Source organism: Acinetobacter sp. YH12200, from assembly GCF_013418175.1.
Taxonomy (GTDB): Bacteria; Pseudomonadota; Gammaproteobacteria; order Pseudomonadales; family Moraxellaceae; genus Acinetobacter; species Acinetobacter pseudolwoffii.
Genome location: NZ_VPCO01000040.1, coordinates 1 through 11,681, shown reverse-complemented (window position 1 = coordinate 11,681; position 11,681 = coordinate 1). Strand labels below are relative to the sequence as shown.

Below are 11,681 nucleotides of genomic sequence, written 5' to 3'. Positions count from 1 at the left end.
GGCAATATGACTAAGGAAGAAATTGCCAAAGCAGTGAATTGTGGAGTTGCAACTGTTTATCGAGTTGCTAAAGTCATTTAAAAAGGCTTGTATCAGTGCTTCCCTTATGTCATATCTATTTACAAAGGAACAAGGCATTCTTAAAGATCAAAAGAAGGGATTAATGATGAAAAAGCATTTGATTTTCCTTGTTTTTATAGTGATGGTTTTTATTTTAGCTCTAGTTGTAAAGATTAATAATGATCATAAAAAAGGGCAAGCATTAAAGAAATTGGAACTAGTTGGAAAGCAAATCCATTAGGTAAAAATTGACTTATACTTATTTAAATAACGCTAATAACTAAGCCCAAAGAACACCTAGACCCAGTGCTACACACGCTTAGTTTTTTATATTTTAAAAGAGCATTTTAGCAAATATCATAAAAGACCGATCTATTCTCAAGCCGGTTTTTTATATCGCCGAGCATCATGGCTTCATCATAGATATATGAATATTAAGATAAATAAAAAGCCCTATAGTCTCTCCCGTTACTATAAGGCTTATAAAACGCTGTAATTTTTTTCTTAATTACCTACTTTTCGATGTAAGTTATGAATATATTTTACCTATTGGTAAAAATAAAGATATAAGACAAAAGACGAATACGTTAGGAAATCAGTTTAGAAGCTATTAATTTCGTATAACCGCCATTATGTTAAGTGGGTATGTTTTTCCGCTGAATAGTGAATTAAGAATGCTCTATAAAATCATTTGTTATTTGCCTTTTAAAGAAGGATTTATCTATGGGAAAGTGGCAATTAATACTTTCTTTACTTCATCTGACGTATTTGGATCTACTTTAAGCTCATTAACGGCTTCAATAATCCGTTTACGAACAGCTTCATTCTCTGGCAGTGAACCCTTAATCTCATGTTCTTTCTGAGTGAGTAGCGAAGCATTATTAAGAGCACCCAGAGCCAAAATTTGAACCTTTGGGTTCGTATCCTTTAAATAAGGAATAATATCGTCTGCTGCTTCAATTGGGTCTAAATTCGTTAGGGATACAAGAATTACACTTAATGCATCAGGGTTCGATTCATTTTGTTTCAACAAATCAACTAGCTTATGGATTTTATCTTCTCGTGAATATGTAGGGCTATCATTAATAGCAATCGTACTTTTTACCCATTTAGGAGGCATTCCATGAGGGAGATTGGGCGCATTGTTAGTGATACCGTCATTAGCATTAAGAGTATTACGGTTGGAACTGATCTTTTCTTGAGTTTCCATCAGCTCTTTACTATGTACATCATCACTTTTTTTGGCAAAAATAAAAAATCCAATAAAAGCTACTACGATTGCCGTAATAACTAAATAAATCAACTTACTATTATTTTTCATATTACCTACGTTTTTAAATAAGAATGTTGTTACATCAATAGAAAAAGCATCAAAGAAACTTTAAATTATATTATTCACCAATTAAATAGGCTCATTCAACGCTTTTTCCAAGAGTTGATATAGTGTAATAATTATTGAGTAAATAAGAGAATTAAGTTAATGAAATACTCAAAAGAAAAAATAGTAAAAGCCCTATTACTTGCTCCTTTACCACTACTTTTTTTCACAGCATTGCTATTTATCATAATGAATCGTGAATATAGTCTATATTCAATTTTTGTGGTTTTTGCAGGGCATGGTCTTGTTTACTTAGCTTATAGTATTTTGACAGTACCTTTTAGCTTTATGGTCTCAATTCTTTTAAATCGTTATAGTATTCTTAATTTGCTAACTATCTGTATTAGCTCTTTAATTATTGCTATGCCATTTTTTGTTCTTTTTGGATGGAGCCATACAGGAGAAGTTTCGAAAGAATGGTGGAAGATGTATACCGACACTTGGACTATCTTTATGGCTCTAATTCCAGGCTTGTCTTATTGGTTATTTTTAACTGATTTTAAAGTTAAAGAATTATTAAAGAAAAAAATAATATATTTCAATATATTAGCTTTTGTTTTGACTTATTTGTCTTTGTTTCATCAGAAATATACATTGATAGACCGGATAGTTGTAGACAAGCTTGGAAAAGTTGAAGTTATAGGAGGAGGATTTCCATTACAGTTTTTAGTAGATGGTGAAATATCTCCAGGCGGTAGTATAGCGCTAGATCCTTTAAATATTATTATAGGAATAGATCAATTCATTTTTTTATATTTTATTCTTGATTATTTATTTTGGCTTATGTGTCTTTTAGTCAGTTATGCGTTTTTTCGAAAGATAAAAGTGAAATTATAATGTCTAAAATATTTATAAAATTAGGAATTTTACTTGTAGGTCTATGTCTACTTCTAATCATTAATTCATACAAACAGAAATTAAATCATGATAAAGAGATGGCAACACAGACAACAATACTTTTCTTTAATTCACTTGCTAAACATGATCTAGAATCAGCAATCAAATATGTTTGGCCAGATGCGCGATTACATGAAGATTTAAAAAGTTCTGAAAGGTTTCTCTCTTTCAAAGACTCAAAAATTTTAGAAGTAGTAAGGATTAATTATGATTCAGCGGAAAGTAGACCTGAGTATTATCAAGAATTTTATAAAATTATTTCAGTGATGGTAAAAGTTAAAGTCGTCCATATAGATGATGCTGGTAGTCCAGTAGGTGACTATATTTTATTTATTACTCTTGTGAAACAATCTCCTCAATCTGATTGGCTAATTACAGAATTTGGTAGTGGGCCTTAAGATAGTAATTATAGAGAAAAGCTAAAATTAACATAATACACCTTATACGAAATGCGTTATAATTATCTATAGAAATCAATGCTGTAGTTTCTAGTTGATAGCCCATCTTCCCCAAGGTGGGCTTTTTTTATGACTTTTCACGTTCCACGCCTATTATTTCATCAATGTTCCACACTTTTGATTAGCTCAATTGAATAATCAGGATGCCTGGTCTTTTTCTTTTTGGCGTTCATCTAGCTCTTTTTTGAGTGCCTTTTTATCCTGGTACGATGCAATTAGCATGATCGGGATCAGCAGCGGGGCCACAATAATTCCCAGGGCAATGTCTTTCAGTTTCGGCATGATCTCTCTCCCTTAGTCATTATCAAAAACAGCATTTAGTACACGGCCAAATAAACCACGTTTTTTAGGTTGTGGCACTGCCACATTTTGCAACGTGGCATGCTGTAGCGTTTGGCTGTGGTGTGCTGTAGTTTCTTGCTGTGGCACTACCACGTTTTCTACAATATTTAATTCATTATTCTTTTTATTATCATTATCTTGTTGTGTTGTCGCATGCTGTGGCATATCAGTGTCGCATGCCGTAGCATCTTGTTGTGGCGCTGCCGTGGCGGGTGCAACAGTTTTTAACTCAATAAGCGTCTGCATACGGTCGATTTGCTGCATTAAACGCTCTTCACGTTCTTGGTATTTTTTAACTTCATTTTCTAAATGAATAATGAGTTTTTTTGTAGATTCATCGTTATCTGATTTAGATGGTTCAATTTGTTGAGATATTTGCTCAGGCTCCCCAAAGCATCTAATCACTTCCGAAAGGTCAAATTGACCATCACTAGAGCGTGATAAACGCCCATTACGTACAGCTCTATAAATGGTTGACCTATCAATATGAAATTTTTTAGATACTTCACTTAGCGATAACTTAGCCATTTACGGTGTCCTTTTTATTTGATGGCATGTATCCCACTTTTTTTAGGTATGGGGATAGTTCTTTGATTTTTTCAGAGTCTTGTAGCATCTCAGCAATACGAACAGCAAATTGAGGATAGCTTTCAGTTCCTTGTGAATAGCGACCCATTTCAGGGAGTTCTGAAAGTTTGTTTGCAAACATATGCCGTTGAGCATCGGTCATCTTTGAAAAAAGGTCTAAGGTATTCGGATCTCTTTCTATTGATGGATTATCCTTTTTCTTCTGTTTAAACGTAAAAGAAAAACCTGTAATTGTTCGACCTTTTTTATGCTGTTCATATTTTACAGTGATATCCGTATGCTCATTTATTTGTTTAATAGCAAGCTCAAGTACACTAGTTTTAAAGCGCTCCATACGCTTGTACTCTGTATCGAGTACACCAATTCTTTGACGGAAATCACTTAGCTCTATAACTGGAGTAGAACCGGTACTTCTCCAAGCAATTAATAGTTCATATAAGCGGACAGCATAAGCACTACTGAGATTACTAACTTGCTGTAATTCATATTTAGTAAAATGCTCTTCTAAACGTGTAATTAATGGGACTATGGCGGGGGCAAAGATAAGCTTAACCACTGCTTCATTATCTACATATCCAATTTCACTAACCCAACGGGATCTATAGTTCTCAATATTCCCTCTTTCATTTATTTTTTGATAACTAAATTGTCTAGCAAATAAATCATTACAGGCATCTTTTAATGCTTGATAGGCAGTATTGCGATGTACACCAAATTGATTGATATAGCCTTCGGCATGTACTTCAAGGGGATCATTAGCATTAATCCCTTTCCCACTTTCCCTTGCTTCAACAATAGCCAATAAAATTAAACGTTGTTCTACTAAGTCCAAGTTATAGCTTGCATTGATTAAGGCATTGTCTTTTACCACTAATTCTCTCATGAAGCACCAGTATTAATTATTATGCTATGACACAATAATTAATTTTAGTGCTATAAGCAAGGTAAACGGTGTCATATTGCAAGGCAAACGGTGTCATATTGCAAGGTAAACGGTGTCATATTGCAAGGTAAACGGTGTCATATAACCCTTAAAAGCATTGTGAACAAAGGCTTTCAGCATATCTAAAAGCATTTAAAAACTTTAAAATAATTAAAAGCCCAAATCATGAAAAATTGCCCTTGGTTTTCGCTACGCTCAAACTCTATTGAATCTCGCTTTCGCTCGATTCGTCGGGGCAATTTTTTGGCTCATCTCGTTGTGACTTCAATAAAAAGCAAAAGCACGATGAATTCGCTTCGCTCATAGAGCTTTTTTACTCGCTGCGCTCTATCTAGACTCAATTTTCTGCACGTGATTTACGCTTATTTAGGCTTCACAGCCTAAAAAGCTGTTTTTCAGAGGGTCTAAGCGCGAATTTCAGCGATTTCACTCGTAGACACTCGTTCTGTACCTTTCACTGTGAATTTGAGCTTAAATCGCAAACAGGCAGCATTTAGAGCTATATTTAAAGAGGACTTAGATTAATTCCTTATCATTTGTTCCATGATCAAATTTAAATTTCTCAGGTCGCTTCTGTAGCTTTTCAAGATTTCTTTGAGCATTCGTTATTTTTTGGCTAGAACTAGAAGCAGTATCCAGGTTCACTGATTTTTCTATTTTATTTGAATGTGGCTTTTTTTCACTGATTCCCATTTTACTCAAATTTCGTAAAACTGAACTGTAAGAAATATTGTTCGCTAGCTCAGGTAAATCAGCGTGGATTTCCTTAATTGTATAACCAGCTTCTAGCCGTTTTTCTATTTCTGGTAATACAGAGATGATGAATTTCTTAGCGCCATGTCTGGTGACCATAATGACTTCCTCTTTCTTTGATTTATGCAATTATGTGCAACTATATGCAATTAAGAGCTTTTATACGATTTTATATGAAATTATCTGCAACTATAAGCTTTTAAATGGTTTTTATTCATTTTGATGTGCAATTATATGCGTTTATGTGCAATTGAACTTTCAGTGATATTGGCAAGATGTGTAATGTTATATAACATGGCAAGCCCTGGTTATATAAATTACCCTACTTATTCGCTTTCAGCTCAACGTGGCATCTTGTCCTGCGGAGCTTTTGGCATAGCCAAAATGTACTGGAAATCAAAAAAATGACTGAACAAAAAAAGCCGAAACGGATACGCCAAAAAGTAATTCAAGTTGTGGTAACTGAAGCTGAAAAAAAGAAAATTGAAGAAAGTGCGGCCCAGGGAAATTTGTCGGCTTCTCAGTATTTGCGTGATTTAGGATTGGGTTACCAACCTAAAAGTCTGACTGATATAAAAACAATCCAGGAAATTCGCAGCCTAAAATCAGATATGAATAAAGTGGGTGGACTACTGAAAAACTTAATGAATGGGGAGCTGACTGATCCGAAAGAGATCCGATCTAAAGTAAACGGGCTGCTGCTGGATTTTTCTAAGAATCAAAATTCGATTGATCTATTCATTTCTAAAGTCAGATCAGCGATCAAGTTTTAAAAAAGTGTAAAGTGTGTCCCCTTGTATAGTGGCCTTAGCCTGATGAATTTCGTATAAGAGTTTTTATGTTAAATAAATAAAAAGACGCCTTTACATAGGCGTCTTTTGAATATGTCTAAATTATTGAAAAGCTTGTCTTAGAACTTCACCTTTCTCTGTAGAGGTTTGGCTAGTTGTCGAGTTCTCATCATTAATATCTAAAATATCTTTTCTTTTTTCAGGGCCATAATATGAAATAAACTTATTTATAGATTTATCCCATGTTAGATAACTGTCGTTATATTCAGATATAAAACGATAGCCATCTTTTCTTTTTTCAAGTTCTAATCCTTCACGTCCTAACCAATAGTTAAGTACATGATCATATTTACCTGCTTTATTTTGAAAGTAGATATCTATAAAACCATCACTGTTGCCAGTGAACATTGAGTAAGCACCTTCACAGGTAACTTCTGAAGATCGGATAATGTAGTCTTTTAAGCCATCATTATTAAAATCTACATTTACTAGAAAACCTTTATCGAAAGTGATTTTAGGATTCTTGATCGCCATCTCTTCATCTTCAGCTATGCCTTCACATGCTTCAATATAATGATTTTGGACTACTTCTTTGATTTCTATAGGAAGCTTATTAAAAGGAATACTATTATTTTTTACAGGAATTTCTGCTAAAGAACTTGTACAAATAATAGCTATAGCTGTGAAACCTATTAACTTTTTCATTAAGATACCGATAAAGTTTAATTTGATTAATATTAATAGGTGTATCTAAAACCTTGAGCCATCATACAATCTTGTATCATTTCAGCTTTTTCATTCTGGTTTACTTTAGCCAAACCTACATCATAGCGACATTTTGCTAAAGCATTATTTACATCGTGTGGAGTTATTCCTGCTTTTCTCCACATAGGTTGTGATGTACTGCATGCAGAAATTAAAAGTGTTGATGCAGTTAAAACCCCGATAATAATTTTTTTCATAAAAAAGCCATAAAATTTAATTGAATAATTTTTCCATTCTATCAAATTTTATAAATTTTGTAATAAAAAAACGGGGAGTCGAGCTCCCATTTTTTATTGAGGATTTTTTAATTTTTTTAGCATGGCATCACGTAAAATTTCATTCATACGTGTTTGATATCCTTTAGCTTTGGAATTATGTAAGAATTAAAAACCAAAAACTCAGAATTAATATTTAAAAATACTACATAGTCGTATAGAATAAATTGCTACAAGGTAGTATGAATACAAGCAATGTATACAATATGTGAAACCCCATTATTTACTAAATACTGTCTTGTTTATTGGACTCAGGAAGAATACGAAGAATTCAAAACATTCTTGGCATTAAATCCTGAAGCAGGAGATGTAGAGCCTAATTCAGGTGGCATTCGTAAAATTAGATGGACGAGCGGTGGGAGAGGTAAAAGTAGTGGTGTCAGAGTCATCTACTTTAATCGTTTAACAAATGGAGAGATTTGGTTATTGACCCTGTACAGTAAAAAGCAAACGGTACAGCTTAGTAAAAAAACTCTTCAAGCATTGGTGGAGAAATTAAATGACTCGTTTAATGACTGAAAAAGAACTCGAAGCTTTTGAAGCAACCAGAGATATTGAAGCTGAAATCTTGCAAGGTATAGATGATATGCTTGCTAATAATGCAGCTAAAAGAACTGTAATCACTGAGACCGATGTAGCATTAGCTCGTAGAAAGGCTCAACTGACACAAGAACAGTTTGCCAAACTTCTGGGTGTTTCGAGACGTACACTCGAATCTTGGGAACAAGGTGCTAGAAGACCTTCAGGAGCAGCAACATCGCTTATTCGATTATTTATTGTTGATCCACAATTTGTAAAAGAAAGCCTGGCTTGATTTATATAGCTCTCGATTGAGGGCTATTGGCTATAACCAGATTCGAGAATCATGATGAAGCATTTAGGATTTGTCGGAAAAAATACAGAACATCTTGGATACACACATGTTGAAATTATTAACAGTTCTCTCCGACTGTCCTTCAACGTGCCATTAAAGAATAATCCTGAGGAAGTCTTTAAAAAAATGGTAGAAAGCAACTACGATTTATTAATGGCAACCTCATCAGAAATTTCGTTTGAATTAGACCATGAAATAATTGAAAATTTAGAAAAATTAATTAAAAAACAAGGTGTTGAGTTGGATGAGTTTATTCAGGATACGTTGATTAAATTTATCAATCAAAACCAATTAGATACTGCCAACTAATTACTATTTCTAGATAATAAAAAACCCCGGCATCCTGCCGGGGTTTTTTATTGGAACATTAGGTCTTTGTGCTCTTGCATGTCTTATATAGCGCCATCCTGGTGCTTATTTTTTATTATATGGAACTTCCTGTTCCTGACCATTCAATAATATGAAAATTCCAGTATGCCGCATAGCAGCAAAGGGCCGAGATTCACGTAAGCCTAGGCCTACAAAATAGCCTAAATTTTATCCCCAGAAATTGGGGATATTTTTGGTCCTGGGAAGGCTGTGGACATTAGGGAAATGTTGAATTTGAGTATTTTTTAACCGATTTTTTTGACTAAATATTACAAATCTGCTTAAAAAACACACGAGTTGTTAAAACGTCTGTTTTTTGATCTTTGGGGGTTGGGGTTTATTGGGTTAACTATTTGATAAACAACATTATTTTAAGAGGCATTTCGTATAACGCCCATTATGTTAAGTAAGGAGGTAAATTGGTGGCTTTTTACTTTTTACTCCACTCCCTTGTTCCACTTATTTGTGAAACTGTATCTTCAAAATTAAATAGTTGATCTACGTTTGGAGAATACTTTCCCTTGTTATTTGAATAGATAAAACTTTGGCAATCACATTTATCTTCACTTTCACCACAATCCATACATTCAGCATTACAATAATCTATCATCCTATCTATGGCATCATTAGGTTCGTAATCATATAAGAAACTAGCATATCCTGTACTTCCGCAGATTTTTCCATTAATAAAACTATCCACATCATTTGTAGTTGTTAAATTACAATTAAAAATTGCCGCAATTGGTCTTAAAACTACTCTCGAATAGTCAAATACAGAAGATGTCGTATTGAAGAAAAATTTCCCTTCTTCTTCTGTAATGCAATTAAAAGAAAGTTCACCATATGTTTGAAGAAGTTCTGTATATGCTTTTTTACTTGGATCTAATTCAACATGCTTGAAAGAATTATTAACAGCATCAAGTAAAGAAAATTTATTATTTATATGTTTACAACCATCAACAGCATATCTTTGATCAAAACTTTTCACTAAGTCTACTCTATTAATTTTCACTTTTTTATTTGAAATAAACCATATATAGTCAATAGCATGTGCCAAAATCGTATTAAATGAAAATACTTGATGCAGCTTTAGTTGATTTTTATCCAAAAGTTTAAAGAAGTCTTGAGATGCTGGTATAAGAACTTTATTTAAATAAGATAATAAATATCTTGCATCTTTTTCATTAGAATTTCCTTCATATATGTTTTTACTTTCTTTATAATTTTCAATATATCCCATATTAATTTCCCTATTTTTCTAAAATCAATATAATATATTCTATAAGAAATATAAAAGTATTACCTAAAATTTTTAAAATTATAGGTAATATCTTTATATTACTGTAGCTCTTGTATTTCTTTTAATTTTTGCTGAGCATGAATATCTCCTTGATTGGCAGCTTTTACCAACCATTTTATTGCCTCACCATTATCTTTAGGAACACCTCTTCCATAAAAATATCTCATTGCTATAGAGAATTGAGCATTTGCATATCCTTGTTCTGCAGCTTTACGAGTCCATTCGATTGATTTAACATTATCTTGTGGAATTCCCTCACCAGTCTCATAAATTATACCTAAATTGTATTGGGCTTCTGCATATCCCAGCTCAGCTGACTTTTTTATTAACTCAGCTGCTTTTACATAGTTTCCTTCATATGTATATGATAGACCTAATTGATATAACTTTTCAGCATTTTCAGCATTTTCAGCATTTTCAGCATTTTCATTAATTTTTAAATCCGTATTACTGTGGGATGATGGCAATTCTATCTGTGATTTTTTTATATTAATAAAAAATGTACAAAAAACTAAAATACCAATAATTAATAAAATTATTAAAATTAAATTAGTTCTATTAGCTTTTTTATTACTGGAATCAATATGAATAGTTTCAATGGTATTATAAAAATTTCTTTCTTTTACGCCATTTATTAAGCTATTAAGATTAATCCCAATTAATTTTATAAATCCTAATATTATGGGGATAATAATAGAACCTAATAAAAAAACACCTATCACACCTAAAAAGCTATTAGGTTCTATTATTAAATAAGCAATATAATAAGGAGTTAATATTAATATTATACATAGAATTAAAATAATAATAAAACTAAGATAAAAAAAATTTTTTTTCAAAAAAAATATCCGTTAAAAAAATAAGTATATGAATTATATACTTAAATTATATTAATTTTCGAGTGTTTTTCTAATTTTTCAATATATTGATGTATTGTAAGTTCCTTTTGTTTAAAAATTGAAAGAGTAACGTTCCTCATAAATTTTCATTGTTTTTAATAGTTTAATAAGGCTATTTTTTAGTCATTTTTATGTTCAGTTATCCAATATTTCTAAAATTAACATAATACACGTTATACGAATTCCCAAGGCATGGCTTTTAGTCATGCTTTTTTTATCAAAAGAGTATAGCTGAATGATAGCGAGCCAAATCGCATACAATATCTATCATTAGACTTAATGCAATAATTAAATGATGTTGTTATCATTAATCTAATAGAATTAAGATTAAATGATAGAAATGAATACACGTATTTATCTACGAGCTTCAACTAAAGATCAAGATGCAAAAAGGGCTTTGCAGATTCTTCAGGATCTAAACCAAAACTTGAATTTGGGTGAAACCATTGTGTACGTGGAAAACTATAGTGGTACGAAGTTAGACCGACCTGAATTGAATAAGCTGCTGTCAGAAGCAAATCAAGGTGACACCTTGTTGGTTGAAAGTATTGACCGATTATCACGCCTAACCCAACAGGATTTTCAAGAGCTGAAGCGCAGGATTCAGGAGAAAGGACTTCGATTAATTGTGGCAGATCTTCCTACTACCTACCAAATGATTCAAACCAGTGACAGCATTACTCATTCAATCCTGGAACTCATCAACAATATGTTGATTGATCTCCTGGCAACAATGGCCCGCCTGGACAATGAGAAACGTATAGAACGTATTAAGCAGGGCCTGGCACGTTCGGGTTACAAGCCAACAGGTAAGAAAGCCAATGAGGCTAAGCACAAACGAATAAAAGAATTACTAGCAGCAGGCAATATGACTAAGGAAGAAATTGCCAAAGCAGTGAATTGTGGAGTTGCAACTGTTTATCGAGTTGCTAAAGTCATTTAAAAAGGCTTGTATCAGTGCTTCCCTTATGTCATATCTATTTACAAAG

General features: G+C 32.7%; 18 protein-coding genes and 2 pseudogenes. 10 read left to right on the top strand and 10 right to left on the bottom strand.

Going from position 1 to position 11,681, the window contains the following annotated elements; all coding sequences use genetic code 11:
- The coding region (locus FTU90_RS15140; RefSeq protein WP_180073053.1) for a helix-turn-helix domain-containing protein at positions 1-81 on the top strand (81 nt) is incomplete at its 5' end.
- Between the two features lie 25 nt (positions 82-106).
- Positions 107-301, top strand: a complete 195-nt coding sequence (locus FTU90_RS15135; RefSeq protein ID WP_000120872.1) for a hypothetical protein — start codon at positions 107-109, stop codon at positions 299-301.
- 480 nt (positions 302-781) lie between these two features.
- Here FTU90_RS15135 and FTU90_RS15130 read toward each other — a convergent pair whose 3' ends face one another.
- Positions 782-1,381 carry a HEAT repeat domain-containing protein gene (locus tag FTU90_RS15130; protein WP_111886104.1) on the bottom strand — a complete coding sequence of 200 codons (600 nt, stop codon included), beginning with the start codon at positions 1,379-1,381 and terminating at the stop codon, positions 782-784.
- Between the two features lie 159 nt (positions 1,382-1,540).
- Between FTU90_RS15130 and FTU90_RS16200 the strand changes: the two are divergent.
- The 3 genes and pseudogenes from FTU90_RS16200 to FTU90_RS15120 all read left to right on the top strand — a co-directional run.
- Positions 1,541-1,951, top strand: a pseudogene (locus FTU90_RS16200) (hypothetical protein); the annotation flags it as partial.
- 30 nt (positions 1,952-1,981) lie between these two features.
- Complete coding sequence (locus FTU90_RS16195) at positions 1,982-2,275, top strand: hypothetical protein (RefSeq protein ID WP_227504502.1); 294 nt, start codon at positions 1,982-1,984, stop codon at positions 2,273-2,275.
- A gap of 98 nt (positions 2,276-2,373) precedes the next feature.
- A complete protein-coding gene (locus FTU90_RS15120) occupies positions 2,374-2,733 on the top strand; it encodes a DUF4829 domain-containing protein (protein WP_224223039.1) in 360 nt (119 codons plus the stop codon).
- Between the two features lie 198 nt (positions 2,734-2,931).
- Here the strand turns inward: FTU90_RS15120 and FTU90_RS15115 are convergent, their stop codons facing one another.
- The 4 genes from FTU90_RS15115 to FTU90_RS15100 form a co-directional block, all read right to left on the bottom strand.
- Positions 2,932-3,075: a hypothetical protein gene (locus FTU90_RS15115; protein WP_001125247.1), complete on the bottom strand. Its 144-nt coding sequence runs from the start codon at positions 3,073-3,075 to the stop codon at positions 2,932-2,934.
- Positions 3,076-3,087: 12 nt separating this feature from the next.
- Positions 3,088-3,663 (bottom strand): plasmid replication DNA-binding protein, encoded by a 576-nt coding sequence (locus FTU90_RS15110; RefSeq protein WP_180073051.1) that lies wholly within the window; start codon positions 3,661-3,663, stop codon positions 3,088-3,090.
- Positions 3,656-4,606: a replication initiation protein RepM gene (gene repM / locus FTU90_RS15105; protein ID WP_180073049.1), complete on the bottom strand. Its 951-nt coding sequence runs from the start codon at positions 4,604-4,606 to the stop codon at positions 3,656-3,658. Before repM ends, FTU90_RS15110 begins: the two co-directional genes overlap by 8 nt.
- Before the next feature lie 576 nt (positions 4,607-5,182).
- Entirely contained in the window at positions 5,183-5,518 is a 336-nt protein-coding gene (locus FTU90_RS15100; protein WP_002124970.1) for a hypothetical protein, read from the bottom strand.
- A 305-nt stretch (positions 5,519-5,823) separates the two neighbouring features.
- Here FTU90_RS15100 and FTU90_RS15095 point away from each other — a divergent pair, with 305 nt between their 5' ends.
- Positions 5,824-6,192: a LysR family transcriptional regulator gene (locus FTU90_RS15095; protein ID WP_180073047.1), complete on the top strand. Its 369-nt coding sequence runs from the start codon at positions 5,824-5,826 to the stop codon at positions 6,190-6,192.
- A gap of 120 nt (positions 6,193-6,312) precedes the next feature.
- On the opposite strand, the gene FTU90_RS15090 is transcribed toward FTU90_RS15095, so the two are convergent.
- The 3 genes and pseudogenes from FTU90_RS15090 to FTU90_RS15080 form a co-directional block, all read right to left on the bottom strand.
- Positions 6,313-6,915: a hypothetical protein gene (locus FTU90_RS15090; protein WP_074382628.1), complete on the bottom strand. Its 603-nt coding sequence runs from the start codon at positions 6,913-6,915 to the stop codon at positions 6,313-6,315.
- Between the two features lie 32 nt (positions 6,916-6,947).
- Complete coding sequence (locus FTU90_RS15085; protein ID WP_074382629.1) at positions 6,948-7,172, bottom strand: hypothetical protein; 225 nt, start codon at positions 7,170-7,172, stop codon at positions 6,948-6,950.
- 93 nt (positions 7,173-7,265) lie between these two features.
- Positions 7,266-7,346 (bottom strand): annotated as a pseudogene (locus tag FTU90_RS15080) (BrnA antitoxin family protein); the annotation flags it as partial.
- 99 nt (positions 7,347-7,445) lie between these two features.
- Here FTU90_RS15080 and FTU90_RS15075 point away from each other — a divergent pair.
- The 3 genes from FTU90_RS15075 to FTU90_RS15065 are packed head-to-tail and all read left to right on the top strand — an operon-like array spanning position 7,446 to position 8,433.
- A complete protein-coding gene (locus tag FTU90_RS15075; protein WP_074382630.1) occupies positions 7,446-7,769 on the top strand; it encodes a transcriptional regulator in 324 nt (107 codons plus the stop codon).
- Complete coding sequence (locus tag FTU90_RS15070; protein ID WP_067724398.1) at positions 7,750-8,064, top strand: DNA-binding transcriptional regulator; 315 nt, start codon at positions 7,750-7,752, stop codon at positions 8,062-8,064. Before FTU90_RS15075 ends, FTU90_RS15070 begins: the two co-directional genes overlap by 20 nt.
- Positions 8,065-8,118: 54 nt before the next feature.
- Entirely contained in the window at positions 8,119-8,433 is a 315-nt protein-coding gene (locus FTU90_RS15065) for a hypothetical protein (RefSeq protein WP_074382634.1), read from the top strand.
- A 490-nt stretch (positions 8,434-8,923) separates the two neighbouring features.
- On the opposite strand, the gene FTU90_RS15060 is transcribed toward FTU90_RS15065, so the two are convergent.
- The gene (locus FTU90_RS15060) at positions 8,924-9,733 is read right to left on the bottom strand and encodes a hypothetical protein (RefSeq protein ID WP_180073045.1); all 810 of its coding nucleotides are present in this window, start codon (positions 9,731-9,733) and stop codon (positions 8,924-8,926) included.
- 98 nt (positions 9,734-9,831) lie between these two features.
- Positions 9,832-10,632, bottom strand: coding sequence for a tetratricopeptide repeat protein (locus tag FTU90_RS15055; RefSeq protein ID WP_180073043.1), 801 nt, complete (start codon positions 10,630-10,632; stop codon positions 9,832-9,834).
- A 391-nt stretch (positions 10,633-11,023) separates the two neighbouring features.
- On the opposite strand from FTU90_RS15055, the gene FTU90_RS15050 reads away from it, so the two are divergent.
- A complete protein-coding gene (locus tag FTU90_RS15050) occupies positions 11,024-11,635 on the top strand; it encodes a recombinase family protein (protein WP_180012178.1) in 612 nt (203 codons plus the stop codon).
- Positions 11,636-11,681: the final 46 nt, after the last annotated feature.